29 protein-coding genes and 1 pseudogene are annotated in these 26,475 nt (G+C 65.1%); 16 read left to right on the top strand and 14 right to left on the bottom strand.

Annotated elements, in window-relative coordinates; translation table 11 throughout:
* Window positions 1-8: 8 nt before the first annotated feature.
* Genes P3H15_RS24395 through P3H15_RS24380 form a run of 4 tightly spaced genes read left to right on the top strand, consistent with a single transcriptional unit; the run spans window position 9 to window position 3,247 of the window.
* A complete protein-coding gene (locus P3H15_RS24395) occupies window positions 9-1,088 on the top strand; it encodes an ABC transporter permease (RefSeq protein WP_276139573.1) in 1,080 nt (359 codons plus the stop codon).
* The gene (locus tag P3H15_RS24390; RefSeq protein ID WP_276139572.1) at window positions 1,085-1,909 is read left to right on the top strand and encodes an ABC transporter ATP-binding protein; all 825 of its coding nucleotides are present in this window, start codon (window positions 1,085-1,087) and stop codon (window positions 1,907-1,909) included. The genes P3H15_RS24395 and P3H15_RS24390 overlap by 4 nt, the downstream gene beginning before the upstream one ends.
* Window positions 1,906-2,775: an ABC transporter ATP-binding protein gene (locus tag P3H15_RS24385; protein WP_276139571.1), complete on the top strand. Its 870-nt coding sequence runs from the start codon at window positions 1,906-1,908 to the stop codon at window positions 2,773-2,775. Before P3H15_RS24390 ends, P3H15_RS24385 begins: the two co-directional genes overlap by 4 nt.
* Complete coding sequence (locus P3H15_RS24380; protein WP_276139570.1) at window positions 2,768-3,247, top strand: TetR/AcrR family transcriptional regulator; 480 nt, start codon at window positions 2,768-2,770, stop codon at window positions 3,245-3,247. The genes P3H15_RS24385 and P3H15_RS24380 overlap by 8 nt, the downstream gene beginning before the upstream one ends.
* A gap of 347 nt (window positions 3,248-3,594) precedes the next feature.
* On the opposite strand, the gene P3H15_RS24375 is transcribed toward P3H15_RS24380, so the two are convergent.
* From P3H15_RS24375 to P3H15_RS24365, 3 genes are all read right to left on the bottom strand, one after another.
* Entirely contained in the window at window positions 3,595-4,128 is a 534-nt protein-coding gene (locus P3H15_RS24375; protein WP_276139569.1) for a glutathione peroxidase, read from the bottom strand.
* Window positions 4,129-4,476: 348 nt separating this feature from the next.
* Complete coding sequence (locus P3H15_RS24370; RefSeq protein ID WP_276139568.1) at window positions 4,477-5,043, bottom strand: MaoC family dehydratase; 567 nt, start codon at window positions 5,041-5,043, stop codon at window positions 4,477-4,479.
* Between the two features lie 70 nt (window positions 5,044-5,113).
* On the bottom strand, window positions 5,114-6,292 hold the full coding sequence (locus P3H15_RS24365) for a CaiB/BaiF CoA-transferase family protein (protein WP_276139644.1): 1,179 nt from the start codon (window positions 6,290-6,292) through the stop codon (window positions 5,114-5,116).
* Between the two features lie 131 nt (window positions 6,293-6,423).
* Here P3H15_RS24365 and P3H15_RS24360 point away from each other — a divergent pair, with 131 nt between their 5' ends.
* Window positions 6,424-7,323, top strand: coding sequence for a LysR family transcriptional regulator (locus tag P3H15_RS24360; protein ID WP_276139567.1), 900 nt, complete (start codon window positions 6,424-6,426; stop codon window positions 7,321-7,323).
* On the opposite strand, the gene P3H15_RS24355 is transcribed toward P3H15_RS24360, so the two are convergent.
* Entirely contained in the window at window positions 7,318-7,989 is a 672-nt protein-coding gene (locus tag P3H15_RS24355; RefSeq protein WP_276139566.1) for a VOC family protein, read from the bottom strand. The genes P3H15_RS24360 and P3H15_RS24355 overlap by 6 nt on opposite strands.
* Before the next feature lie 236 nt (window positions 7,990-8,225).
* Here P3H15_RS24355 and P3H15_RS24350 point away from each other — a divergent pair, with 236 nt between their 5' ends.
* The 5 genes from P3H15_RS24350 (at window position 8,226) to P3H15_RS24330 (ending at window position 13,376) form a co-directional block, all read left to right on the top strand.
* Window positions 8,226-9,137 carry a polysaccharide deacetylase gene (locus tag P3H15_RS24350; RefSeq protein WP_276139557.1) on the top strand — a complete coding sequence of 304 codons (912 nt, stop codon included), beginning with the start codon at window positions 8,226-8,228 and terminating at the stop codon, window positions 9,135-9,137.
* Between the two features lie 81 nt (window positions 9,138-9,218).
* Entirely contained in the window at window positions 9,219-10,577 is a 1,359-nt protein-coding gene (locus P3H15_RS24345; protein ID WP_276139565.1) for an MFS transporter, read from the top strand.
* Window positions 10,578-10,618: 41 nt separating this feature from the next.
* Entirely contained in the window at window positions 10,619-11,398 is a 780-nt protein-coding gene (locus P3H15_RS24340; RefSeq protein WP_276139564.1) for an SDR family NAD(P)-dependent oxidoreductase, read from the top strand.
* Window positions 11,399-11,404: 6 nt separating this feature from the next.
* Entirely contained in the window at window positions 11,405-12,142 is a 738-nt protein-coding gene (locus P3H15_RS24335; protein WP_276139563.1) for an SDR family NAD(P)-dependent oxidoreductase, read from the top strand.
* A gap of 109 nt (window positions 12,143-12,251) precedes the next feature.
* A complete protein-coding gene (locus tag P3H15_RS24330) occupies window positions 12,252-13,376 on the top strand; it encodes an NADH:flavin oxidoreductase (protein WP_276139561.1) in 1,125 nt (374 codons plus the stop codon).
* A gap of 134 nt (window positions 13,377-13,510) precedes the next feature.
* Here P3H15_RS24330 and P3H15_RS24325 read toward each other — a convergent pair whose 3' ends face one another.
* Genes P3H15_RS24325 through P3H15_RS24315 form a run of 3 tightly spaced genes read right to left on the bottom strand, consistent with a single transcriptional unit; the run spans window position 13,511 to window position 15,964 of the window.
* Window positions 13,511-14,557, bottom strand: coding sequence for a LacI family DNA-binding transcriptional regulator (locus P3H15_RS24325; RefSeq protein WP_276139560.1), 1,047 nt, complete (start codon window positions 14,555-14,557; stop codon window positions 13,511-13,513).
* A 35-nt stretch (window positions 14,558-14,592) separates the two neighbouring features.
* Complete coding sequence (locus P3H15_RS24320; protein WP_276139559.1) at window positions 14,593-15,579, bottom strand: GTP-binding protein; 987 nt, start codon at window positions 15,577-15,579, stop codon at window positions 14,593-14,595.
* Complete coding sequence (locus P3H15_RS24315; RefSeq protein WP_276139558.1) at window positions 15,572-15,964, bottom strand: hypothetical protein; 393 nt, start codon at window positions 15,962-15,964, stop codon at window positions 15,572-15,574. The genes P3H15_RS24320 and P3H15_RS24315 overlap by 8 nt, the downstream gene beginning before the upstream one ends.
* Before the next feature lie 214 nt (window positions 15,965-16,178).
* On the opposite strand from P3H15_RS24315, the gene P3H15_RS24310 reads away from it, so the two are divergent.
* From P3H15_RS24310 to P3H15_RS24300, 3 genes are all read left to right on the top strand, one after another.
* Window positions 16,179-17,090 carry a polysaccharide deacetylase gene (locus P3H15_RS24310; RefSeq protein ID WP_276139557.1) on the top strand — a complete coding sequence of 304 codons (912 nt, stop codon included), beginning with the start codon at window positions 16,179-16,181 and terminating at the stop codon, window positions 17,088-17,090.
* Between the two features lie 37 nt (window positions 17,091-17,127).
* Window positions 17,128-18,120, top strand: coding sequence for an asparaginase (locus P3H15_RS24305; RefSeq protein WP_276139556.1), 993 nt, complete (start codon window positions 17,128-17,130; stop codon window positions 18,118-18,120).
* Between the two features lie 87 nt (window positions 18,121-18,207).
* Window positions 18,208-19,716: a YdiU family protein gene (locus P3H15_RS24300; RefSeq protein ID WP_276139555.1), complete on the top strand. Its 1,509-nt coding sequence runs from the start codon at window positions 18,208-18,210 to the stop codon at window positions 19,714-19,716.
* Between the two features lie 43 nt (window positions 19,717-19,759).
* On the opposite strand, the gene P3H15_RS24295 is transcribed toward P3H15_RS24300, so the two are convergent.
* Window positions 19,760-20,212, bottom strand: a complete 453-nt coding sequence (locus tag P3H15_RS24295; protein ID WP_276139554.1) for a helix-turn-helix domain-containing protein — start codon at window positions 20,210-20,212, stop codon at window positions 19,760-19,762.
* 90 nt (window positions 20,213-20,302) lie between these two features.
* Here P3H15_RS24295 and P3H15_RS24290 point away from each other — a divergent pair, with 90 nt between their 5' ends.
* Window positions 20,303-20,896: a dihydrofolate reductase family protein gene (locus P3H15_RS24290; protein ID WP_276139553.1), complete on the top strand. Its 594-nt coding sequence runs from the start codon at window positions 20,303-20,305 to the stop codon at window positions 20,894-20,896.
* 63 nt (window positions 20,897-20,959) lie between these two features.
* Entirely contained in the window at window positions 20,960-21,343 is a 384-nt protein-coding gene (locus P3H15_RS24285) for a PPOX class F420-dependent oxidoreductase (RefSeq protein WP_276139552.1), read from the top strand.
* Window positions 21,344-21,362: 19 nt separating this feature from the next.
* Here the strand turns inward: P3H15_RS24285 and P3H15_RS24280 are convergent, their stop codons facing one another.
* Complete coding sequence (locus P3H15_RS24280) at window positions 21,363-22,070, bottom strand: TetR/AcrR family transcriptional regulator C-terminal domain-containing protein (protein ID WP_276139551.1); 708 nt, start codon at window positions 22,068-22,070, stop codon at window positions 21,363-21,365.
* 120 nt (window positions 22,071-22,190) lie between these two features.
* Between P3H15_RS24280 and P3H15_RS24275 the strand changes: the two genes are divergently transcribed.
* Complete coding sequence (locus P3H15_RS24275; RefSeq protein ID WP_276139550.1) at window positions 22,191-23,408, top strand: acyl-CoA desaturase; 1,218 nt, start codon at window positions 22,191-22,193, stop codon at window positions 23,406-23,408.
* Between the two features lie 205 nt (window positions 23,409-23,613).
* Here the strand turns inward: P3H15_RS24275 and P3H15_RS24270 are convergent, their stop codons facing one another.
* From P3H15_RS24270 to P3H15_RS24250, 5 genes and pseudogenes are all read right to left on the bottom strand, one after another.
* Window positions 23,614-23,826 carry a hypothetical protein gene (locus P3H15_RS24270; protein ID WP_276139649.1) on the bottom strand — a complete coding sequence of 71 codons (213 nt, stop codon included), beginning with the start codon at window positions 23,824-23,826 and terminating at the stop codon, window positions 23,614-23,616.
* Between the two features lie 349 nt (window positions 23,827-24,175).
* A complete protein-coding gene (locus P3H15_RS24265; RefSeq protein WP_276139549.1) occupies window positions 24,176-24,637 on the bottom strand; it encodes a hypothetical protein in 462 nt (153 codons plus the stop codon).
* Entirely contained in the window at window positions 24,637-25,395 is a 759-nt protein-coding gene (locus P3H15_RS24260) for a ParA family protein (RefSeq protein WP_276139548.1), read from the bottom strand. The genes P3H15_RS24265 and P3H15_RS24260 overlap by 1 nt, the downstream gene beginning before the upstream one ends.
* 182 nt (window positions 25,396-25,577) lie before the next feature.
* Window positions 25,578-25,829: a hypothetical protein gene (locus P3H15_RS24255; RefSeq protein WP_276139547.1), complete on the bottom strand. Its 252-nt coding sequence runs from the start codon at window positions 25,827-25,829 to the stop codon at window positions 25,578-25,580.
* Between the two features lie 372 nt (window positions 25,830-26,201).
* Window positions 26,202-26,475 (bottom strand): annotated as a pseudogene (locus P3H15_RS24250) (RNA-guided endonuclease TnpB family protein); the annotation flags it as partial.

Here is a 26,475-nt window from a genome sequence, read left to right as displayed (position 1 = left end):
CATCGAATATGCGCGCCATGATTCTCAAGGAATTTCGCGAACTTCGGCGGGACCCCCGCACATTGGCGATGTTGATCGCGCTGCCGCTTCTCCTGCTCGTCATCTTCGGCTACGCGGCCAATTTCTATGTCTCCTCGGTCGAAACGGCGGTCATGGGCCCCTCGGCTCAGCAGGTGAGCACGTCGTTGCCGCCGTTCTTCGAGGTGACGCAGACAGACGTCGACGGCTCGACCGCCCAGGCGACGGATCTGTTGCGGGAGAACAAGGTCGACGTCGTGGTGGTGACCGGGTCGACCCCGGCCGAGCAGTCGACGGCACTGGTCGACGGCTCGAATCTGTTCGCTGCCCAGTCGACGGTGTCGATCCTGAACAAACTCGGCGACCGGGTCCGCACCGAGGTGTTGTTCAATCCCGACCTGAAGACGTCGTGGGTGATGGTGCCCGCGATCATCGGCCTGATCCTCACCTTCATCGGCACGATCGTCACCAGCATCGGTCTGGTCCGGGAACGCGAGGCCGGGACCCTCGAACAACTCGCGGTCATGCCGATCCGGCCGAGTCAGGTGATTCTGGGCAAGATCGTGCCCTATTACCTGCTCGCCGCACTGGACATGACCGTCGTGACGGTGCTGGGCATGGTGCTGTTCGGGGTGCCGTTCAACGGCAACGTGCTGGTGTTCGCGCTCGGCGCCGCGCTCTTCCTGTTCGTCGTCCTCGGCCTCGGTGTGCTGATATCGACGATCTCGCAGACCACCGGACAGGCGATCCAAACGGCATTCCTGTTCCTGATGCCACAGATTTTGTTGTCCGGCATGATTTTTCCGCTCGATGCGATGGCGGCGGGGGTTCGCTGGATCGGTTACCTGCTTCCGCTGACCTATTTCACGATGATCTCGCAGGGCGTGATGTTGCGTGACGCGCCGATCTCGTCGTTGTGGTTGCCGTTGGTCGTGTTGGCCGTGATGGCGATCGTGGTCTTCACCGGGTCGACGCTTCGTTTCCGCCGAGATCTCGCGCCCGACGTCTCGAAGGCGAGCAAGCCGGCGGCGTCGAAATCGGTCGATCCGACCGGTGCGGACGCCTCGTGATCGCCGCGACCGAGTCCGTCGTCGTCCGGTTCGGCGACCGGACAGCCCTCGACGGAGTGAGCATCGACGTGCCTGCCGGTCAGGTGGTGGCCCTGGTCGGCGGAGACGGGGCGGGAAAGTCGACCCTGTTGCGGACGTTCGTGGGAGAGGTCCTGCCCGACAGTGGGACCGTTCACGCCCCGGGTAAACACGAAATCGGGTTCCTCTGCGCGGGCCCGGGGAGCTGGGCGGCCCTGACGGTTCGGCAGAACATGGATTTCGTCGGCGGCATCTATGGCCTGAGCGGCAACGAATTGGCCGAGCGGCGCGAGGAACTCATCGACCGGGCCGGGTTGAGTGATGCGGCGGACCGACTCGCCTCGGCGCTGTCGGGAGGGATGCGGCGCAAGCTGGGCACGGCGATGGCGATGCTGCACCGACCCACGATGCTGATCCTGGACGAACCGAGCACCGGCGTCGACCCCGTGAGCCGCATCGACCTGTGGCGATTGATCTCGGAGGCCGCCGCGGACGGGGCGGCCGTGGTGATGTCGACGACCTACCTCGACGAGGCCGAGCGGGCCGGGCACCTCGTCGTCCTGGACTCCGGCCGAATCCTGACCCAGGGCTCCTACGACGAGGTGCGCGCCGGGTTCACCGGCACCATCACCTCGGCAGCGGATCCGGTGCGACCGGAGTGGTCGTGGCGACGCGGCCGGGAACGTCACGAGTACTGGGAGGACGGATATCCCGGCACCGACGCCGCGACCATCACGCCGGACCTCGAAGACATCGTCATCGCGTTGTCGCTGACCCGTCGGCGGGAGGTCGGGGCATCATGACCGGTGACGTACTACGCGCACGCTCGGTGACCCGGAAGTTCGGGGACTTCACGGCCGTCGACTCGATGTCGATGACCGTCGCCCCCGGCGAGGTGGTCGGTCTTCTCGGGGCCAACGGGGCCGGGAAGACCACGCTGATCCGTATGCTCCTGGGTCTGCTCGCGGCGACGGAGGGTGCGGTCGAGTTGCTCGGCGGCCCGCCGGACCGAACGCGCCGGGCGCACATGGGTTACGTGCCCCAGAACCTCGGCCTCTACCGCGATCTGACCGTCGAAGAGAACCTGGCCTTCAGCGCGGAGGCCTACGGTGTCCCCGCGCCCGGGGTTCCCGCCGAACTCCACGACGCGCGCAGCACCCTCGTCCGCGAACTGGCCCTGGGCTCGCAACGACAGGTGGCGTTCGTCGTGGCCCTGGCACACGAACCCGACGTGTTGGTGTTGGACGAGCCGACCTCCGGCGTGGACGCACTGTCCCGGGCACGACTGTGGGACACGATCCGGCAGCAGGCCGACAACGGCGTCGGCGTCCTGGTGACCACCCACTACATGGAAGAAGCACAGCAATGTGATCGCCTGTTGCTGATGTCCTCCGGGCAACTCGTCGGAGCCGGCAGCGAGGACGACATCATCGGCGACACCCGCGCGGTCGCGGTGCACACTCCGGAATGGGCGCAGGCATTCGCGGCACTGAACGATGCCGGAATCCCCGTGATCCTGGACGGCCGTGCGATCCGAGTTCCGGACACCGATCCGGCGACGATCGATTCCGTACTGGACTCCGCCGGCCTCGCGGCCGACATCCGGCCCGTGCGCGCCACCATCGAAGAGCGCATGCTGGTGCTCGCGCGTGCCGGAGCACATGGATAGTCGCGCGCCCGGCCGGCCGAAGGTCTTCGCCGACTCCGCCGACAAGCGCGACACCATCCTGCGGTCGGCACGAGAGCTGTTCTCCGATCGAGGATTCGATCGAACGACCATGCGCGCCATCGCCAAAGAGGCCGGAGTCGACCCGGCGCTCATCCATCACTACTTCGGCAACAAGGATGCGCTGCTGGTAGCCGCCCTGCAGCCGGAGGTCGACGCGAAGACCGTATTCTCCGGAATCACCCCCGACACCGACGCGCCCGGTGAGATCTTCGTCCGACGCGCACTCGGCGATGTCGTCCGCAGCGATCACCAGGACGAGCGCTACGCTCTGGTCGTCCGCCAAACCGCCGGGCTGGCGATATCGAAATACATCCTCCTGCTCCCCGACGTCGCCAATGCCCCCATCGAAATCCTCGCTCGGCGAGTGGGGCCGAACATCGACAACTACCTCTTCAGCGATTTCGACGGGTAACTGTTCGCGGCTGCGTCCGGGCTCTGTCTCGCCAGCGGCGCCCGCGCGTTGAAGTGGGTGGCCAGACCGGCGATCACCATCAGGGGAACCCACGCACGAGTGCATCTCGATCGTGTAGCAGGGTGGCCAGCACTCCAAAATCCTCCGCCCTCTGTCGTGCTTCGATGAGCCGCCACGTGGAGCGGGACCTGTTGGCCGCAGGTGAACGGGTGGTGCGGGTGCCGCCGAAACTGATAAATGCTCACGTCCCCGGCGCGCTGTTATGGGCAGATTACCTACAGGATGCCCCCGGAAAACCGGTGTGGACCGGTTTCCCGGGAGCGGGTGAGCTGGACGCGGAAGTTCTTCTACGTCAGGTCGGCGAGAGCCGTTTCGATCTCCGAGGGAAGGGCGGTCGGCTCGAAGCGCCGCACAACCTTGCCCTCGGGGTCGACAAGAAACTTGGTGAAGTTCCACTTGACCGCGTCGGTGCCGATCGACTCGGGCATCGTCTTGCTGACGTGCTCGAACAGGGGACCGTTGTCGGGGCCGAAGTCGCCGGGCGCCTCGGCGCGCAGGTGCTGGTACAGCGGGTGCGCGTCGTCACCGTTGACGTCGATCTTGCCGTACACCGGGAAGGTGACGTCGTAGTTGATGCGGCAGAATTCCTGGATCTCGGCGTCGGTGCCGGGTTCCTGGCCTGCGAACTGGTTGCACGGGAACCCGATGATGCGCAGGCCGAGATCGTCGAACTTGCGGTTCAGTTCCTCGAGACCCTCGTACTGGCGGGTCAGGCCGCACTTGCTGGCGACGTTGACGACGAGCAGGTAGTTGCCGGCGTAGGTGCTCAGCTCCTCCGTGGTGCCGTCGGCAGTAGCGACGGTGAAGTTGTGGACGCTCATGAACTCTCCTCTGGATGTTGCGCGGGGCGGAACAGCGGTTTCGGATCGTGCACTGACATTCTCTCCTGCACAGGAGATTCGCTCGGTGGGAGGCCCGACCAGTCCGCTTCGTGGTCGAGGGCCGAGACCGCGACGCGGACAGCGCGGCGATCTCCGTAGCGGTCCATCGGCAATTCTCGTACAGAGAGCCCATCTCGACTGTCAGGTGTGAGCGCTCGAACCACGGCGAAAGGCCTTGCGCGCTTGCGAAATCAATTGCCAATTTCGCCGAGTCATCACTTGGCGCACTCCGCCGCACGGGGTTGCCGACCAGCAAGGAGTGCGAGAAGCGGTGCTCCGCGCGACCTGTTACTCGATTCCGGCCGCGCGTCGTGACCGGTCATCCCACTTCGGGTCGACACCCGCCGTGTGCGGTCCGTGTCCTTTTCGATACACCATGAGGGTTCGCTCGAAGGTGATGACGATGGTGCCGTCCTGGTTGTAACCGATGGTGCGCACGGTGACGATGCCGATGTCCTTGTGGGATGCGGATTCGCGCTTGGTGAGCACTTCCGATTGGGAGTAGATGGTGTCGCCCTCGAAGACCGGATTGGGCAGGCGAACTCGGTCCCAGCCGAGGTTGGCGTGCACGTGCTGGGAAATGTCGCTGACGCTCTGTCCGGTGACGAGGGCAAGGGTGAAGGTGGAGTCGACGAGCGGTTTGCCCCATGTCGTCTGACTCGAGTAGTGCGCATCGAAGTGGATCGGGGCCGTGTTCTGGGTGAGGAGAGTCATCCACGAGTTGTCGACGGGCAGCACCGTGCGACCGAGGGGGTGCCGGTACACGTCTCCAATCTCGAAGTCTTCGAAGTAGCGGCCGGGCCAGCCGGTCACCGGCGGCGCCGGGGTTTCTACCTCAATTTCAGTGCTGCTCATGTTAATTCGCTCCTTCAGTAGTTCATGCGGGGCGGCGCCGGTCAGCCGCCGGGTTGGGGAAAGGTGTGCGTCAGGTCCTGAGCGCTGGTTGCTTGTCGAGCCACTCCAAGATGCTGTCGGTGTGTTCTCCCAAGCCGGGAACGGGGCGCATCTCAGGTTCGGAGCCCATCACCGTCACCGGTGGGAGTAGCCCTTCGAGCTGGCCGACGGGGGAGTCGAATTGCGCCCATCGGGAGCGGGCTACGAGCTGCGGGTGCTCGGCAAATTCGTTCGTCGTGCGCTGGCGGGCGTAGGCGATGTGCGCCGCTTCCAGCCTGTTGACCAGCCCTGCACCGGTCAGGCCGGCGGCAACGGTGTCGATGATGCGGTCGAGGTCGGCGCGGTGTGCGACCCGGTCAGCGTTGGTGACGAACCGGGGGTCGTCGATCAGTTCCGGTGCCTCGAGCACGACGCGGCAGAAGACGGCCCATTCGCGTTCGTTCTGCAGCCCGAGGTTGACGACCTCTCCGTCGGCGGCAGTGAACGGCCCGTACGGTGCGATGGTCGCGTGGCTCGCTCCCGCCCGCTTCGGCGCCGATCCGCCGTAGCGGGTGTAGTAGTCGGCGTACCCCATCCATTCGCCGAGGGCTTCGAGCATCGAGATCTCCAGGTTGGCGCCGCGGCCCGTGTGCTCACGATCGAGCAAGGCGGTGAGAATCCCGGAGTAGGCGTACATGCCGGCGCAGATGTCCGCGATGGAAAGTCCGACCTTCGAGGGCTCGTTCTCGGTTCCGGTGATCGAGACCAGCCCGGCCTCGCACTGGATCAACAGGTCGTAGGCTTTGCGTGCCTCGTAGGGGCCCCCGCGGCCGTATCCGGAGATGTCACAGGTGATCAGGCGTGGGTGGGTTTCCCGCAGTCGCTCGGCTCCGATACCCAACCGTCCTGCCGCGCCAGGGGCTAAATTCTGAACGAGGACGTCAGCGCGGTCGACGAGCTGGTGCAGGATCCGATTTCCGTCCTCGGACCGGACGTCGAGCTCGATGCTCTCCTTTCCGCGGTTCGTCCACACGAAGTGGCTCGCCATGCCCTGGACTGTCCGGTCGTATCCGCGGGCAAGGTCTCCGACGCCCGGACGCTCAATCTTGATCACCCGCGCACCGAGGTCGGCGAGTTGTCGGGTCGCAAAGGGTGCAGCGATCGCCTGCTCGAGAGAGACCACTACGACACCAGCCAATGGCCGATGCGGAGGTACCGAGGCGAAATCCATATTCTCGGTGGTCACGTCATTCTCCTTGCTGGTAGGTCGCGCTGGTTCATACTCACTGTCGCGTCTCGACGGGAGTTTGTGAAATTCCGATGTTGTCGGGTCTTCATACATGCGGCGCATAAGCTGTGGTGATGAACTTGCAAGAGCTGCGGTGGTTCGTCGCGATCACCGAATCGGAGAACATCACTGCAGTCGCCGCGGAGATGCATGTCACGCAACCGACGTTGTCTCGTGCCATATCCCGGCTAGAAGTTAGCGTCGGAGTGAAGCTGTTCGATCGTCGGCAGAATCGGCTTCATCTCAACCGATACGGCGAGATTCTGCGCGCGCATGCGCTGCGCGCATTGAGCGAGGTGGACACGGCGCAACGTCGGATCACCACCCTCGCGGACCCGAGCGAGGGCACCGTGTCTGTCTGTTTTTTACACAGCCTGGGGGAATGGCTGGTGCCGAATCTGATCAGCCGGTTCCGCGACGAACATCCGAAGGTCCGGTTCGAACTGCGTGGTGCTGCCGCCGATTCGGTCATCGACGATGTTCGGGCCGGCCGGTCCGATCTTGGTTTTGTAGCGCCCGAGCCGCCTGTCCACGATCTGGTGTGGACGCCGGTCGCCGCCGAGCCGGTTCGCTTGCTCGTTCCTGCCGGGCACCGCCTTGCCCGCCGCAAATCGGTTGGGTTTGCCGAGGTGGCGGAGGACGATTTCGTGGCGCTCACGCCGGAGTACGGGCTGCGCCAGCTCAGCGATCGGCTCGCCCGAGCCGCCGGATTTACTCCGCGCATCGCGTTCTCGGTCACCGAGGTCGGCACGATGTCCGCGATGGTTGCCGCGGGAGTTGGTGTCGCGGTGGTGCCGGCCCCTCCCGCGGCCGCCGGCGCTCCCGAGGGGACCGTGCTGGTCGACCTTCGCGATCGTGATGCGTGGCGATCGATCGGTGTGATTCGGGCCGATCGACACTTCACGTCCATGGCCGCGGAGGGCTTTCACCGGTTTGTTCTCGACACGCTGGAGCCGCGAAATCCCACGTCATAGCGATGCAGGCGTTTCGATTCGGTCGGCCGATGGCGGCGCTATGTAGTTCGATAGTTCGATCAGGTTCCGGTCGGGATCGCGGATGTAGATGCTGTCGATGGGGCCTTGGGCTCCGGTTCGCGTGACCGGCCCCAACTCGACCGGCACCTGATGGTCGGTGAGTTGCCGGAGAACCTCGTCGATGGGGTCTTTGACGATGAGGCAGAGATCCGCGCTTCCCGGTGCGGGGTGCTGTGCCTTCGGGTCGATTTCACGCCCGGCTTCGTGCAGGTTGATCTTGCTGACTCCGAACAGCAAAGCGCGCCGGTTGTTCCCGAAGGTATGTGCGGTCATTCCGAGGACCGTCGTATAGAACTCGATAGTGGTCTCGGGGTCTGCGACGGTCAGCACGAGGTGATCGAGGTGATCGATCTGCATCAGTATTCTCCTGAGATTGGTTCGCGACAGGCCAGATCGGTTATTGCAGGTTATCCGCACTACGCGGAGGTGGCGCCTGGCCGCGACGCCGTCCGAGCGGTGGCCGCGGGGCAAGCCCTCCGGGGGTGCTGCTGGCTCGTTCACGCCTGCATGCGCCCCGGTCGTCGCGCACTGGCCTGCGTGTCTCGGCTCGATGCCCCGGGGAAACTTTTCCGGGGCGAGGTCCCAGCCTCGCACCACACGCCGCATTTGCGCAATCGATTTCCACAATTTTCCTGTTGGGAATCCGGGTTAACAGCATCGACACACACCGGCTGTTGACTAGCGGCGGCATCTCGACCTAATCTTTGCGCAATCGAATGCGTGATGTGAGTCACCGCAGAATCCGCAAGTGTCCGATGGCGCAAGCCCGGCACCGGAGATCCGCACCGACACCGGACCGCCGCCGTCGGTGGCCCCCGACAGACAAGAACAGGAAGAAACCCATGAAGGACATCAAGATCTGCATCGGCACCGACATCGACGCGGTCGGTGGCTGGCTCGGCTCCTACGGCGGCGAGGACTCCCCCGCCGACATCCAGCGCGGCATGTTCGCCGGCGAGGTCGGCATCCCCCGGCTGCTGAACCTGTTCCGCAAGTACGACCTGACCACCACCTGGTTCGCCCCCGGCCACTCCATCGAGACGTTCCCGCACCGCATCGAGCAGATCGTCGCCGCCGGCCACGAAATCGGCGCCCACGGCTACTCCCACGAAAACCCCATCCTGATGAGCCCCCAGCAGGAAGAAGACGTACTCAACAAATCCATCGAGCTGATCGAGAAGTACTCCGGCCAACGCCCCCGCGGCTACATCGCCCCCTGGTGCGAGCTGTCCCCCATCACCACCGACCTGCTGCTCAAAAACGGTTTCCGCTACGACCACAGCCAGGCCTTCCACGACTTCCAGCCGTTCTACGCCCGCACCGGCGACAGCTGGACCAAGATCGACTACTCCAAGTCCGCCGACCACTGGATGAAGCCCCTCGAACGCGGCCAAGAGATCGACCTCGTCGAAATCAACTTCAGCTGGTACATCGACGACCTGCCCCCGATGATGTTCATCAAGTCCAGCCCCAACAGTCACGGCTTCACCAACCCCCGCGACATCGAAGAACTCTGGCGCGACCAGTTCGACTGGGTCTACCGCGAGTACGACTACGCCATCTTCCCCATCACCATCCACCCCGACGTCTCCGGCCGCCCCCAGGTCCTGCTCATGCTCGAACGCCTCCTCGAACACATGCTCCGCCACCCCGGCGTCAGCGTCGACACCTTCGAAAACATCGCCGAAGACTTCCGCACCCGCTACCCCTTCACCAGCAACTCCCGCTACCCCTTCGACCGCGAACTCCCCTGACCTAGCGCACTTTTCGACGACAACGACGGCGGCGCTCCCCCGATGCCCCGTCGCGGTCGCCGATGGACTCAGAAAGCCACCATGATGACTCAGATCACCGAAAACGTGCCGGATCCGGTTTCGAAGACCGGTACGACATTGCAGACGTTTCCCCGCTTCTCGGTCCGTGAGACCCGCAAGTCGACGATCGTCGCCTTCCTCGCGTGGACCGTGGCCGTGTACGACTACATCCTGTTCGGAACCATGCTGCCCCGCATCCGCGAGGATTTCGGCTGGAGCAGTTCCCAGGCTCTACTCATCTCGACGTTCGTCAGCATTGGAACGGCGGTCGTCGTCCTCGGTGTCGGGCCGCTCGTCGACAAGCTCGGTCGACGTAAGGGCATGATGTTCACTGTCGGCGGTACCGCACTGTCGTCCGTTGCGACAGCGGCCTCCGGCGGTGCTCTGAGCCTGGTTCTGACCAAATCCATCGGCGGTCTCGGCTTGTCCGAGCAAGCCGTCAACGCCACCTATCTGAACGAGATCTATGACGTTTCCGAGAGTGAGAAGGTTCGCCGGAACCGGGGTTTCATCTACTCGCTGGTGCAGTCCGGGTGGCCGATCGGTGCACTCCTTGCCGCCGGGTTCGTTGCGGTCGTGGGCAGTCTCTTCGGTCCGGAGAACTGGCGTATCGCGTTCTTGATCGCCACCATCCCGGCCGCTGTCATCGCGGTGATCTGCAGCCGCCTCGAGGAGTCCCCGCAGTTCGAGTTGCAGGACCGGATCCGTCGCCTGCAGAAGAGCGGTAAGAATGATGAAGCCGATGTCCTCGCCCGGGCGTACGGGCTGGACGTGCACCGGTCGTCGTCGTTCAAGCGGATCTTCGATTCGTCGAACCGCCGCAACACGATCGTGCTGTCGCTGGTGTGGACGATGAACTGGTTTGGCATCCAGGTTTTCAGTGTGCTCGGAACCACCGTGCTCGAAGAGGCAAAGGGTTTCTCGAGCAACTCGACACTGGTTCTGGTCGTTCTCGCCAATGCGGTCGGCGCCCTGGGATATCTGTTCTGTGGGTGGGCGGGAGACCGCTTCGGCCGAAGGAACACCATCATCGTGTCGTGGACCATCTCGGCGCTGTTGTTCGTCGTGCTTCTGCTCGGCCCGTCCACTGCCGGATTCGTGCTCCCGGTGTACATGTTCGCCCTGTTCTTCCTCATGGGTCCGTACGCGGCACTGAACTTCTTCATGGCCGAGTGCTACCCGACCGATTGCCGCGCGACTGGAGCCACGTTCATCGGCGCGATGAGTCAGCCCGGGGCGATCATCGGCGGTTTCCTGCTGACCTGGCTCGTGGCAATCAACATCGGATTCGGCAGTGCCGCGCTGTTCGTGGGGTGCATCGGAATCCTCGCTTCCGGCCTGCTGATGCTCGGAACCAGGAAGATCGCCGCCAAAGCCTGAGATCTCAGCCTCTGTCACCCCTCACGAAGGAACCTACTATCGTGTTCGCCTTGAATGAGTTGCAGGACAAGGTCGCCATCGTCACCGGCGCCGCGAGCGGCATCGGACGCGCCACCGCAGTCGCCTTGGCCGAAGCCGGCACCAAATCCGTCATCGGCACCTATGCGGGGGATCCGCACGATCCGGAGCAGACCCTCAAAGCCGTGCACCAGGTTGGTGGAACAGCGGTCATCGCCGAAGTCGATGTCCGCTCCACGGACTCCGTCGAAGCCTTCGCCGAGACCGCGCTGTCGCAGTGGGGCCGCTTGGACTACGGAGTCGCCAACGCCGGAGTACTACGTCGACATGCATTGTCCGAGCTGACCGACGAGGCCTGGGACGGCACCGTCGACGTCGACCTCACGGGGGTGATGCGCACCCTGCGGGCCGCCGCGAAGCGGGTCGAGGGCCCTGGCTCCCTGGTGTCGGTCTCGTCCTTCATCGGTCCCATCTACGGGTGGGCCGAGTATGCGCACTACTCCGCCGCGAAGGCTGGCGTGCTCGGTTTGAGCCGGGCGGTGGCCGTGGAGCTCGCGCCCCGCGGCGTCCGCTCGAACGCCATCATTCCCGGCATCATCGAAACACCGCAGTCCTCGGATCCCGTCAACTCCCTCGGACCGGACGGCCTGACCGAGGCCGGTAAGGAGATTCCGTTCGGCCGGGTGGGCACCGCCTCCGAGGTGGCATCGGTGATCCGGTTCCTGCTCAGCGACCAGTCTCGGTACATCACTGGTCAGGCACTCGTCGTCGACGGCGGCCTGACCACCTACATGAAGGATTGACCGGCTATGGGAGCACTCGAATCACGGCGAGCGATGGTCGTCGGGGGTGCCAGCGGTATCGGTAGGGCGATCGCGCAGGCGTTCGTCACCGAGGGCGCCTCGGTGGTGATCGCCGACCGCAACGAGATCCTGGCGAAGCAGTCCGCGGCCGATATCGGTGCCACCTCCTCGGTGGGCATGGATGTCACGGACGAGGAATCGGTCGCTACCGGCTGCGATGCGGCCCGCCGCACTCTCGGTGGCATCGATGTCCTGGTGAACTCGGCCGGGATCCTCGAACAGGCACCGCTGTGTGAAATGTCGCTGAACGAGTGGCGGCGCACCATCGAGATCGACCTGACCGGGGTGTTCCTGGTGTGCCGGGGTGTGGTGCCGCACATGGTGCAGGCCCGGTCCGGGCGGGTGATCAACATCGCCTCCCAGTTGGCGATCAAGGGCGGCGTGGAGCTGTCACACTACGCGGCGGCCAAGGCCGGTGTGATTGCGTTCACCAAGTCGCTGGCACTCGAGGTGTCGAAGGACAACGTCCTGGTAAACGCCATCGCGCCCGGCCCGATCGAGACCCCTCTCGTGGGGAGGGTCAGTGAGGAATGGAAGAGGGCCAAGTGCGCCGAGCTTCCGTTGGGTCGGTTCGGGTTACCGGAGGAGGTGGCTCCGACCGCGGTACTGCTGGCGTCGGATCCGGGCGGGAATCTCTACGTCGGGCAAACCGTTGGCCCCAATAGTGGTGATGTGATGCCGTGACCGAGCGTGACGGGCAGGCCACTGTCGGTCTGCCCCTCATGTTCCGGCGCGCGGATTCTGAGTGCTGCACCCGCTATACCCCGATGTCTCGACAGCGAAAGGCTCCACCATGTCCGACCCCCAGACCGACCACGCCTACTCTCACCTGTTCGATCAGCTTCAGATGGGCCCGACCACGCTCCCCAACAGGGTCGCGCTGGCCCCGATGACGCGGGTGAGCGGCGCGGAGGACGGTTCTGCCACCGACACCATGGCCGCGTATTACGAGGTGTTCGCGGCCGGCGGGTTCGGGCTGGTGATCACCGAAGGTCTCTACACCGATACCCGGTTCAGTCAGGGCTATGAGTATCAGCCCGGCCTGGCGACCGCCGAGCACGCGGCGTCCTGGACACCGGTCGTCGACCGTATCCATGCGCAGGGTGCGAAAGTGGTTGCACAACTGATGCATGCCGGTGCACAGTCCCAGGGCAACCGCTACACCGACGTCACCGTAGGACCCTCGGCGATTGCCCCGAAGGGCAGCCAGCTGGCGATGTATCGGGGTGACGGCCCATACCCGCAGCCGCGGGAGATCACCGCCGAGGAGATCGCCGAGGTACGGCGCGGGTTCGTGCAGTCCGCGCTGTTGGCCCGCGACGCCGGGTTCGATGGCATCGAAATCCACAGTGCCAACGGGTATCTGCTCGACGAATTCCTCACCGACTATCTGAATGCGCGCACCGACGAGTACGGCGGATCGGTGACCAACCGGGTGCGGTTGATCCGCGAAATCCTCACCGAGGTGCGGGCGGCGGTGGGCTCGACCCTGACCGTGGGAGTGCGAATTTCGCAGGCGAAGGTCAGCGATCCGCACCACCGCTGGACCGGTGGCGAAGCCGACGCCGAAATCATCTTCGGGGAGGTCGCTGCGGCCGGTGTCGACTACATCCACACCACCGAGTATCGAGCGTTGGAGCCCGCATTCGCGGATTCACCACGGTCATTGGCAACATTGGCGAAGAAGTATGCGGGAGTGGCGGTCATCGCGAACGGACAGTTGGACGAGCCGGCCGATGCGTCGACGGTGCTGACCACCGAGTCGGCCGACGTGGTCGCGTTGGGCAAGCCCGCGCTGGCGAACCGGGACTGGCCGGCCCGGGTGCGCGCCGCCCAGCCCTTGGCGAAGGAATTGCACCCGTCTCCGCTGGGTCCGCTGGCGGACATCAAGGACTGGGAGTTGCAGCGACAGTTCTAAGACCAACGGTTCTAGGACCAACGATGTCTTGAACGAGGGCCTGCCCGGTCGCGACGATCCGGGCAGGCCCTCGCTGCTGCACTGAACGGGGTGGCACGTGCCGCCCAGATGTGCGTTCGCTCCTCGGTGAGGGATCAGCCGAACTGCTGGACAGGGCTTTCGTTCGGGTGCCGCAAGCCTTCGGTGGACTCGCGAACACTCAATGTTGGTGGCAGACGGACGGATTCAACGTGCTCACCGGCGAGCAGCTGGCAAAGCCGGTTGGCTCCTTCGATCCCCATCTGCAGCATCGGCGAGGTGACCGACGTCAATGGAACGGGCAGGTGCCGGGCGAGGGGAATATCGTTGTACCCGATGACCGCGATGTCCCGGCCCGGGGTGCGGCCGTGCTCGCGTGCGGCACCCATCGCCCCGATCGCGGCGAAGTCGTTGATGGCGAAGATCGCCTCGATCTCCGGATGCGTATCGAGCAATTGCCCGGCGGCGACGTAGCCGCCCTCGGCGTCGGGCGCCGACTCGACGACGCAGTCGTCATCGACATCCACACCCGAGGACAGGAACCTGCCGACGAACCCGTGGGTGCGTTCGACACAGGTACTCACATAGCTGGGGCCGGCGAGCACTGCCGGTTTGGTGATGCCGAGGTCGAGTAAATGGCGGGCCGCGAGCTTGCCACCGAGGACGTCATCGGTGGTCACCGACAGATGTCCACGCAGGCGCCGGTTGACCAGTACGTGGGGGATGAACTTGCGGTCCAGGGTCTGGGCGAGGTCGTCCCCGTCGAGCCGGGCGTCGCCGACGATGACGCCTTCGATGCGCCGGGCGAGGAGTTCGTCGAGTTTGGTCAGCCGCAGGGCGGCGTCGTCATTGCTGTTGGTGACGACGGTCTGGTACCCGGCCCGCTGGGCGGCTTCGTCGATTCCCTCGTAGATGCGGGCGAGCACGTAGTCGGTCAGACGCGGCACGATGACCCCCAGGGCGCCGCTGCGGCCGGTGCGCAATGCGGCGGCGGCCTGGTCGGGCTGGTATCCCAGCTCGGCGGCGATCGCGACGATGCGCTCGGTGGTGGCGTTGCTCAGGCGAGTACCCGGCGCAGGCGTAAGAGCGCGTGAGACCGTGGACGGATGCACACCGGCGCGTTTGGCGATCTCCGCGATGGTGACATGTGCTCGCCGGACCATGGTCCTCCTCCGTGCTGCCTCGAATACCTACTTGTCTAACACGGGGTGAGTTCGACCCGGTCCACGACACTGACGCCGGCAACGAACGTCTGCAGGGAACGAAGTACCCGCTCACGTTCGATCCCACAATAGATCAGCACCATGGTGGTGTCGGTGGCCGTGGTGGTGTGCTGTGGTCGGGCGATGGTCGACCCGACGGACTGCACAATCAACGGGCCGGACGGTGTTCGGACTGTCCCCTTGGTGCGCAGGAACTTCTCCGGGTGCAGGCGTGTGACGGCTTCGAGCCACAACGCGTACTCCGCCCAGGAAACCTCCGGGTCGATGCGCACAGTGACCGCGGCCGGCGCGGCGCCGCTGTCCCGATCTTCGTCATCGACGGCGAGCAGGCCCGGCCCGGGGTCGGTCACGACGAGGTCGGATTCGATACCGTCGGCGGCGGCGGTGACCGGCACGCCCGGATTGATGCGCAGCACCGTCCCGGCCACGACGTCGAGTTGCTCGGCATCGACCAGATCCGCCTTGGCCACGACGACCCGACCTGCCGCCTGGACCTGCCGACGGGCCAGCCGACGGTGCTGAAGGTGCCGGATGCCGTCGATGGCATCGACGACCACCACGACCTCACGCAGAACCATGTTCACCGCAAGTAGCCGGTCGGAATTGAGGAGTTCGATCAGGGGTGCGGGATCGGCCAAACCCGTGGTCTCGATGACGACGAGATCACCACTTCCGTGGTCGGCGTCGGCGCCGAGTCGGTGGATTGTGGTGACCACCGCGTGCAGTGCCAGGCGGAGCTCGTCGAGTCTTTCGCAGCAGATGCATCCACCCACGATCGAGACCGACTCCCGCAGTTGCGCGGTGACATCGATGTCGCCGAGTGTGGTGCCATCAACATCCGTGCTCGCGAACTCGTTCACGATGACCGTGGTACTGCGTTGGGACTGCCGGGCAAGATAATTGGCCAACCACGTGGTTTTGCCGGCACCGAGGAACCCACCGACGATCAACACGTCAACCATGGGTGGCGTCCCATCGCTGGACGGCGTCGATCGCCGCGTCCGACAGCGGATCCACGACCTTCCCGGCCCTTTCGGTCGTTCGCGCCAGGGCGTTGAATCTGGTGATCATCTGGGTGGCTCCGGTCCGAGTCTTCACTGCCAGCATGGGCATGCCGGGATCGGCGGTGACTGTCATCCCCGACAACGCGAACATCCGAGTGGCCGCCCGTGCAAGGTCGAGCCGTGCACGACGCCGGTCGCCGAGTTCCTCGCCGGCACCGACCGAGTACCAGTCGATATCGACTTCCGCGGATCGGCATCCACCACACATCCGGGTCTCCTCTGCCGTCGGGTGCGCAACAACCATCTCTTTGTGCAACCGATTGTTCATCACCAGGGTGCCCATGCGCAAGGGTAGACATGCAGCTAATAGCGCATTAATCGTTCTCATGTTGACTGACGGCCAAGAATGGACGTACGCTTTGCGCAATCGAATGCGTGATGTGAGTCACCGCAGAATCCGCAAGTGTCCGATGGCGCAAGCCCGGCACCGGAGATCCGCACCGACACCGGACCGCCGCCGTCGGTGGCCCCCGACAGACAAGAACAGGAAGAAACCCATGAAGGACATCAAGATCTGCATCGGCACCGACATCGACGCGGTCGGTGGCTGGCTCGGCTCCTACGGCGGCGAGGACTCCCCCGCCGACATCCAGCGCGGCATGTTCGCCGGCGAGGTCGGCATCCCCCGGCTGCTGAACCTGTTCCGCAAGTACGACCTGACCACCACCTGGTTCGCCCCCGGCCACTCCATCGAGACGTTCCCGCACCGCATCGAGCAGATCGTCGCCGCCGGCCACGAAATCGGCGCCCACGGCTACTCCCACGAAAACCCCATCCTGATGAGCCCCCAGCAGGAAGAAGACGTACTCAACAAATCCATCGAGCTGATCGAGAAGTACTCCGGCCAACGCCCCCGCGGCTACATCGCCCCCTGGTGCGAGCTGTCCCCCATCACCACCGACCTGCTGCTCAAAAACGGTTTCCGCTACGACCACAGCCAGGCCTTCCACGACTTCCAGCCGTTCTACGCCCGCACCGGCGACAGCTGGACCAAGATCGACTACTCCAAGTCCGCCGACCACTGGATGAAGCCCCTCGAACGCGGCCAAGAGATCGACCTCGTCGAAATCAACTTCAGCTGGTACATCGACGACCTGCCCCCGATGATGTTCATCAAGTCCAGCCCCAACAGTCACGGCTTCACCAACCCCCGCGACATCGAAGAACTCTGGCGCGACCAGTTCGACTGGGTCTACCGCGAGTACGACTACGCCATCTTCCCCATCACCATCCACCCCGACGTCTCCGGCCGCCCCCAGGTCCTGCTCATGCTCGAACGCCTCCTCGAACACATGCTCCGCCACCCCGGCGTCAGCGTCGACACCTTCGAAAACATCGCCGAAGACTTCCGCACCCGCTACCCCTTCACCAGCAACTCCCGCTACCCCTTCGACCGCGAACTCCCCTGACCCACTAGGGAACTGTAGAAGAATGGATATCTCCCACATGTCTGCCCGTCTCCCGCGTATCGCCGTTTTCACCCTCGGGGGGACGATCGCTTCGGTGCCGCAGTCCGGCGTCGCCGACGCCGTCCCCAAGCTGAGCGCGGAAGAGCTGATCGCGGCCATCCCCCAGGCCCGCAATCTCGCCGAGCTGGAACTGACCTCGTTTCGCCAGTACCCCTCGGGGGACCTGACACCCGAGGACATCATCGAACTGGCCGGGCGCATCGACTCGACCGGCCCCGAGATCGACGGCTTCGTCATCACCCAGGGCACCGACACCCTCGAGGAAACCTCGTTCCTGTTGGACCTTCTGCTCGACACCGATCGGCCGGTCGTGCTGACCGGGGCGATGCGCAACTCCGGCCTGCCCGGCGCGGATGGTCCCGCCAATCTGCTCGCCGCGCTGCGGGTGGCCCTCGCACCGCAGGCGCGTGGCGTCGGCCCGCTGGTGGTGTTCAACGACGAGATTCATCTCCCACGGTTCGTCCGCAAGATGCACAGTTCGAACGTCGCGGCATTCAACTCCCCGAACGCCGGTCCCATCGGATGGATCAACGAAGATCGTGTGCGGATCGTGTTGCGCCCGGGCACCCACACCGCCACCTTCGAGCGTGCGCACCTGCGAACGCTCCCGAACGTCGGGATCATCTCGATCGGGCTGGGTTCGCCACCTGTGGATCCGAGTTTCGTCGCTGGATACGACGGACTGGTCGTGCAGTCGTTCGGCGGTGGCCACGTCCCCAGCATGATGGTGCAGTCCCTGGCATCGATCGCCGCCACCAAGCCGGTGATCCTGGCGACTCGTACGGGCGCCGGCGAGATCTATGAGTCCACCTACGCCTTCCCCGGATCCGAACGCGATCTCCTCGAACGCGGACTGGTCAGTGCTGGGACCCTCGACGCGTTCAAGGCGCGGCTGTTGCTGACTCTGCTCCTCGCGTCCGGAGCCGATCGCAGCACGATCGACAAACGCTTCACCGAGACGACCGCGTGAGCCAGTCCCGAGCGAGCATTACCATGCACCAGCGGCCGGGTCAGGAGGCGAGGCAACCGCCGGTCGTGCGGCGATTACCCTGACCTGATGGCTGCAATCCCCGATTCCACCGTGGGCACGAACACCGCGCTGCCCGGCCTCGCGAACAACTTCGCCGACGAGCTCGGCGCCCTGACGGTGCCGTGGCAGGGCACCCCTGCGCCGGACCCCACCATGCTGGTGCTCAACGAGCAGCTCGCGGCGTCGCTGAGGTTGGACGTCCACGCACTGCGCAGCGGGGACGGGGTCGGCGTCCTGTCCGGATCGACGGCACCGACCGGGGCCAAACCGGTAGCGATGGCATACGCGGGCCATCAGTTCGGCGGATACGTGCCGCTCCTCGGAGACGGTCGGGCATTGCTGCTCGGCGAACTGACCAATAGTGACGGTCAGCGCGTGGATCTGCACCTCAAGGGCTCGGGGCGAACGCCGTTCTCCCGGGGCGGCGACGGATTCGCGGTCGTCGGCCCCATGCTGCGTGAATACCTCGTCAGCGAGGCCATGTTTGCCCTCGGCATCCCCACCACCCGCGCACTGTCGGTGATCGCGACGGGCCGGCCCGTTCACCGAAACGGCACCGAACCCGGCGCCGTGCTCGCCCGAGTCGCAGCCAGCCACTTGCGCGTCGGCACCTTCGAATACGCAGCGCGGCAAGGCGATCTGCTGCAACCGCTCGCCGACTACGCGATCGCCCGCCACTACCCGAAGCTGACCGAACTGCCGGCGAACGGTGACGGCAACCGCTACCTGACATTCTTCGAGGCCGTGGTCGAGGCGCAAGCATCACTGGTGGCACGGTGGATGCTCACCGGTTTCGTGCACGGGGTGATGAACACCGACAACACGACCCTCTCCGGGGAGACCATCGACTACGGTCCGTGCGCCTTCCTCGACACCTACGACCCGACAGCAGTGTTCAGTTCGATCGACCACGGCGGCCGCTATGCATTCGGTAACCAACCCGCCGTCCTGAAATGGAACCTGGCGCGCTTTGCCGAAACGCTGCTCACGCTGTTCGACCAGGCGCCCGATGGCGCGATCACCGCGGCATCGGCAGTCCTCGACACCTTCGACGAGCGTTACGACGGCCACTACGCTGCCGGCATGGCGGCCAAGCTCGGTATGGCCGGCGCCCCCCTCGACCGAGCACTGATCGACAACCTTCTGACGCTGATGCAGGAACACCGCGTCGACTGGACCAGCGGTTTCCGTGCCCTCGCGGACGAACTACGCGGAAATTCGGCACCTCTCGACAGCCTCGCACCGCGCGGGCACACCGAGCCGTGGTTGCAGCGCTGGCGCGGCGCCCTGACAAAGCACCGGCGCGGGGCGGCCGAGACCGCGGACGCGATGGACCGCGTCAACCCGCTCTACATCCCCCGCAACCATCAACTCGATGCTGCCTTGCGGGCCGCGACCGACGGTGAATTCGCCCCATTCGAGAAGCTACTGGAGGTCGTCACCCGTCCGTTCGACCGCCGCGACGCATGGTCCGACTACACCACACCCGCCCCGCCCTCGTTCAGCCAAACGTTCCAAACCTTCTGCGGCACATAGTTACTAGGCCGAAAATGCTCACAATCTGACAGGGCCGCACCGTTCACACGGCGGCGCCGGGCCCTTGAAGCAACTCGACGTCGCCGGCGTGCATCGACTCGCCGCAGTGTGCGCAACGCAGATCGGCCGTGCTGATCTCGCCGCATGCGTGGTGGCGGTAGAGGACGGGCGGGCCCGCCTCCCCCGCGAGCCAGTTGTCGCCCCAGGTGGCCATTGCCATCAGAACGTCGAGGAGTTGGACGCCTTTCTCGGTCAGGACGTATTCGTACCGCGGCCGTCGGTCGTAGGGCCGGCGCTCGAGCACTCCGCGCTCCACGAGGTGGTTGAGTCGTTCGGTCAGGACCTTGCGTGAGATGCCGAGGTCGGCCTGAATCTGCTCGAATCGGGTGAATCCGGCCCACACGTCACGCAGGATCAGCGGCGACCAGGGCTCCCCGATGACGTCGAGCGTTCGCGCGATCGAGCACGCCATCCCACCGAAATCTGTGCGTTGCATGGAGCCAGTCTAACAACCGGGGTTCCCTGAAGGAACTCAGACTGTTACGCTCATGAAGTCTCCTGAAGGAACCCCGAAAGGAACACGAAGATGAGCAAGGTCTTCAGCGCCCACGCGGTCTCGGTCGACGGTTACATCACCGGCCGAAATCCGGGACCCGGCCGCGGAATCGGTGACGGGACTTCCCTGTTCGACTGGTACGGCGACGGCGACACCGCCAGTCGGCTGTTCGACGGGTTCCGCCTGAGCGAGCCCAGCGCCCGGATCTTCGACACCCTCGCCGGCCGCGTCGGTGCGGTCGTTGCGGGACGCAACACCTATGAGGATTCCGGTCGTTTCGGCGGCGGCAGCCCACACCCGACGGCTCGCGTGTTCGTCCTCAGCCATCGGCCTGCGCCGGAGTTGTCCGAGCAGCAGACACTCGTCACCGGCGGAATCGAGGACGCGGTCGCGGCGGCGCGCGAGACCGCCGGCGATAAGGACGTCAGCCTCATGGGCGGCGGAGTCCTGGCCGCGGCCTTGAAAGCCGGACTCGTCGACGAGGTGGTCCTGCACCAGGCCCCCGTCCTACTGGGCGCCGGTCGCCGTTTCTTCCAGGAACTCCCGGACCACGTGCAACTCCGTTTGCTGGAGGTCGTCCCGGCGCCCGGCGTGACCCATCTCCACTACGCGGTGGTCCGATGACCCTCGCCGCCTACCCCACGACGTCGGCCTCGCGCCGGCACCCTCAGATGAAGGAGCAGATCCATGCTTGACCCCGACGTGCGCCGCGTACTCGACGGCACCTCGATCGCTCACCTCGCCACCACCCTCCCCGACGGCTCTCCGCATACCGTTCCCCTCTGGATCGGCGCGCACGGCGACCGAATCGTCTTCCTCACCGGCCCCGGCTCGCGCAAGGCGCGCAACCTGCGCCGCGACCCGCGGGCCGCACTGTCCATCGCGCCCGTCGACAATCCGTTCGAGCCCGTCGTCGTCCGCGGGCGGGTAGTCGAATGGCTCGACGGCGATGCCGCGTGGGAGATCATCGACGAGTTGTCCACGAAGTACACCGGTGCGCCGTACCCCCGAGAGGAAGAGCGCGTCGTGGGCGTGATCGAGCCCGAGCGACAGACCGTCGGCGTCGACTGAGCCGATCACCGATGCTCGCTCATTCCGGAGGTGAGCCGTCCCGGCGCTTCAGCGTCGCGGTCAGGCCCGCCAGGAGGATGTCGACTCCACGTTCGAGTTCGGCGGCGCCGTCGTAGGACGCCAGCACCGGCGCCAGACCTCGCAGGAGCGGGAATTCACCGATCGGCAGACGGTGCAGCCCGAGGCGCAGGAGGTCGTCGGATTCGTCGGGTCGCTCGACGAGTTCCTGCAATTCGTTGAGGATGTGGCCGTAGAGGAAACCGAACAGCGCCCGATAGACGTGCAGGGCGTCGGCGTCGGTGAAACCCGCGCGGGTCAGCAGGGTCAGGATGTCCTCGAGGGGGCGCAGGGTGCCGAGCGGCCTGAGCCCGAGCGGCGTCGACAACGGCCGGGTGACCAGGAGCGGCACCACCTGCGGATGGGCGAGGGCCAGTCGGCGAAAGCCCCGCGCGACCTCCCGTAGCTGGGTGGCCCAGTCGCCGTCGCCGGTATCGACCTCCAGGTCGTCGAGTACCCGCTCGGCGAGACCGTCGAGCAACGCGGCCTTGTTCGGGGCGTGGCGGTACAGAGTCATCGGGTCGCGGCCGAGCGCCTTGCCGAGGCGGCGCATGGAAAGACCGTCGATTCCGTCGCGATCGACGATCGCGAGCGCTGCCTCGAGTATCCGCTCCCGGGTGATAGGGCCGCCGTCGGAGTGGGACGAACGACGTTCGGGCTCATCGGCCATCACGACACCTCCACCAACACTGTAGGCCTGAACTGTAGATCTACAGTGTTGACAGTCTGCGGAATGCGGCGTTCACTTCACAGTGAGGCACGGAGCGGGTCGGGAAATCGGGAGTCGAGAATGGCGATATCCGACATCAAGGAATACGCACATCTCACCGAGGAGGATGTCGAGTCGCTCCACTCCGAACTCGACGCCATCCGGCGGGACGTCACCGATTCGCTCGGTGAGCGCGACGCCACGTACATCCGTCGCACGATCGCGTTCCAACGCGTGCTGGATGCCGCTGCGCGCCTGGTGATCCACTGCAGCCGGGCTCGAATCGGGTGGATCCTCGGGACGACGGCCTTGGCCCTGGCCAAGAGCGTGGAGAACATGGAGATCGGGCACAACGTGTCTCACGGCCAGTGGGACTGGATGAACGACCCGGAAATCCACTCCAGCACGTGGGAGTGGGACATGGCAGGGGTGTCGTCCCAGTGGCAGTACTCGCACAACTATCGTCACCACGTGTTCAGCAACGTGGTCGGGATGGACGACGACCTCGGGTTCGGCGTCATCCGCATCACCCGCGACCAGCCGTGGAAACCCGAACATCTACTGCAGCCGCTGCGGAACCTGTTGTTGGCATTCATATTCGAATGGGGCATCGCCCTGCACGGACTGTATTCCGAACGGGACCGCGTCGACACCGCCGCCGAGAAGAGCGCCCACACCCGGGCACTGCTCGGCAAGATCGTTCGCCAGGCCGGCAAAGACTACGTGCTCTTCCCCGCCGTCAGCGGGCGGCGGTGGCGACGGACGCTGACGGCGAACCTCTCGGCCAACCTGCTGCGAAACCTGTGGGCTTACGTCGTGATCTTCTGTGGGCACTTTCCCGACGGCGCAGAGAAATTCACGCCCGCAGAATTGGAACACGAGACCCAAGCGGAGTGGTATCTACGCCAGATGCTGGGCACCGCCAACTTCCGCGCCGGTGCGGTGCTGGCATTCCTGAGCGGCAACCTCTGCTACCAGATCGAGCATCACCTCTTCCCCGACCTTCCCAGCAACCGCTACGCGGAAATCGCGACGAGGGTCCGCGCACTGTGCGAGAAATACGATCTGCCCTACACCACCGGTTCGCTTGCGAAGCAATACTTCCTGACCCTGCGCACCATCCACAAGCTGGCGTTCCCGGACCGGTTCCTGTCCGCGACCGCCGACGACGCTCCCGAGACCGCGTCCGAACTGAAATTCCGCACCCCCCTCACCGCGCCTTCCGGCGCATGCACCGGACGGCGAACGGGACTGCGCACCGCATTGCGCGAGGCCCGCTCTCGAACGAAAAGGCACTGAGGCCCCGCGGATGCGGGCACCATACGCTTCGCCCTCGCGCGGGAGGAAGATCTCTCGGTTCCGCGGCCCTACACCGCGCACGCATCCGCCCAGGACCAAACCGGAACCAACCAACCCACTTCGACTGGGGTTCGGTCGTCCTCACCGCCGCAACCTCCGATTCGGACATTGAGCGATCAATGACGCGCGTGTGGCGATGCATCGGTTACAGCGAGTGCACCAGCGCGGTCAGCGCGCCCGGGTCGGTATCGGGCAGGACGCCGTGCCCGAGGTTGAAGATGCGCCCCGTGGCGCCTGCGGCGAGGACGGCGTCGACCCCGTGCCTGCGCATCCCCGTACAGATGACGATCTTTCCGTCGGAGAAGCGTTCGCCGTCCGGCTCGGTTGTGGCGAGTTCGATCGCATAGAAGCACCCCATACCTCGAACGTCCACGACCGCGTGTGCAGCGACCGGTCCCACCCGGCTACCGGTTCACCCCACTCGTCGCCGCCGAGGTCGGGCTGATGCTCGCCGAACACGATCATTCCGGCAGTGTTCCCGCGCACCGCCGCGAGTCGCTATCAACTCAGGACCTGCTGCAAGCCAAATTCACTGGCATCCAACGCTTTCCATGTGTTCAATATTGAATATTATGCAAACTAGTCGATATCGAATCGCGGAGTCTGCGAATTCGAACCTTTCAACGGTACGCCCCGCGGGCACGCCCTCGGCTTCGCGAATGCGCTCGAGACCAGGTGGAACTGAGTGTACTGACCGCCTGGGCGGGCTAGTTGATGCGTGGCCCCCGGACGCGTTCGGCGTGGCGCGGCGGGAAGGGTTCGCCATTGTTGTATTCGCGTTCGAGAACGGTGAGGTAGCGGGCGACGGCTTCGTCGACGAGGCCGGACCAACTGTCGGGGGCGCCGGCGATGTGGCCGATCGCGGCGACGGCGTTCTTGCCGTCTTCGACCTTGGCGCGGTCGATGTAGACCGATTCCAGCGTCTCGTCCGCCGGGACCTGTTTGGTAGCCGCTTCCCGTGTGACGTCCACGCCCTGTTCGACGAGGTTCGGCAAGCGCCGCTTGCGTTCGACGGGGCTGTTGGCGAGTCCGGGCTCACGTGTCACGCTGATCAGGAGATCCTTCCGACGAGTTCTCGAGCACGTCCCGACCTGATGGGTACCTGCGCGAGGCTGGGGACGGCGGTCGAGCGGATTGTTGGCAAGTCCGGGTTTACGTGTCGCGGTCATCAGGGCATCCTTTCGACGAGTTCTCGGGCGGCATCGCGGTAGGCGCGGGCCGCCGACGACGACGGTGCCCACCTGACGACGGGTTCTTCGGCGCTGTAGCTCTCACTGACACGGACGGACTTCGGGATGATGGTGCGCATCGTCTGGTCGGGGTAGGTCTCGCGGAGCGCGGCGAGGACCTGCTGGTCGATGACCTGGCCGAGTTCGACGCGGCCACACAGAATGTGATTGAGCCGTGCAGTGGGGTTGAGCAACTCGACCTGCTCACTGATGTAGTTCTCGATCCGCATGAGCGCTTCGAGTTCCATCGCGCCCGTCATGACAGCGGCGAGCACGTCGGTGCAGGCGACGAGTGCGCTGATGGTCAGGTGGTCGAAGTCTCCGGGGCAGTCGAGGAGGTTGAAGTCGACGTCGGGGGCGCCCGCGAGGGCCTTGCGCAGGACGCCGTGCGCACCGGGCTTCTTGAGAAAGTACGGCCCGACCGAATCGAGTTCCTTCGTGGCAGGAACGAGGTGGATCCCGGACGCGGTGATGGTGGTGGCATCGTCGATGCTCGCCACCATCATCAACACCGACAGGACATCGTTGTCGACCGCCTCGGGCGTGGCGCCGAGCCAGGTAGTGGCGTTGCATTGCGGGTCGAGGTCGACGACGCGGACGGTGTAGCCGGCTTCGACGAGGGCCTGGGCGAGGTTGACGGTGCTCGTGGTTTTGGTGGAACCACCTTTGTGGTTGACCACCGCGATGGTGCGGGTCATGGGCCTGTCCCTTCGTGCAAAAAGATAGTGACGTAACTTGCACTGACCCGTGGGGGGTTCAGTGTCGCGTTGACGTTTTCGTTCCCGGCGGAGTCCTGCGATCATCGCTGACGGCGGACGATCTCCTGTCACTGTCGCGACGAGCACACAGGCCGCCACACACTGCCCAGACCGGTGATCTGTCACGGTCCTGATCTGCAGGATTCCGCGGATCGTTGTGTGGCGTCCTGTTTCTCCCGAATCGATGCCATCAGCTCGGTCAGGCCGGTGTCGGCCGCGATCAGCGCCGCGATGTAGTCGTTCGCGGTCATGCCGTGCGCCTTCGCGGCGCTGGCAGCTGCTTCCTTGAGCTCCGGTGGCACCAGCGCCTTGACCACCGCACGGGTTCCCTTACTGGGCCGCCCTCGGCGGCCGGACGCAACGATCTCGGCCATACCCGCAATTCTGGGACCAGAAAGTCGAACGACCTAACCGACACACCGTGCCCCCAGAGATTCTCCGGCCGGGCATAGCTTGCAGTGCCCGAGAACTCGACAACAGGAAACACTGACCGCGGGCATCACGTTGACCTACCGCCTTCCCGGAAGGCGGTGCGGGACGCGAAATTCTCGTCACCAACCGCGCACAAACCAGAAGTAACCCGCCACGGCGCTCTGGGCCCTCGTGAAAACGCCATGCGTAGGTTCCGCGCCTCACGTTTCGGAACCTACAAGCGTTGTGGCGGGTTTCGGTATCAACTACCCGGTCCTGAAGGACGCGGGTTTGCTGCTCACGTTCTAACTGGCTGTTAGAGGGGTGGCGGCTCCGTTCCTTTTCCGGCGGGCGGTGACCGCACCACCGGACCACCGGACGTCGAGGTCGGCCGGATCGTCTGCGGTGGTCACAGCCAGGTTCACGATCCCCAAGTCCACACCCAGCCACCCGGTGGGGTCGTCGGCGGGGACCAGCTGATCCGGTGCGCACACGAATCCGACGTCGCGCATCCGGCCCGCGCACGTCCAGATCGACACCGTCGATCGATCGACCTGCCACGACAAGCACCGATCGTCGAACGGCTGGCCCGCGTCCCGACGGAACACG

Source organism: Rhodococcus sp. T2V (assembly GCF_029269925.1).
In the GTDB taxonomy this organism is placed as follows: domain Bacteria; phylum Actinomycetota; class Actinomycetes; order Mycobacteriales; family Mycobacteriaceae; genus Rhodococcus_F; species Rhodococcus_F koreensis.
This window is presented reverse-complemented; position numbering and strand designations above follow the sequence as displayed.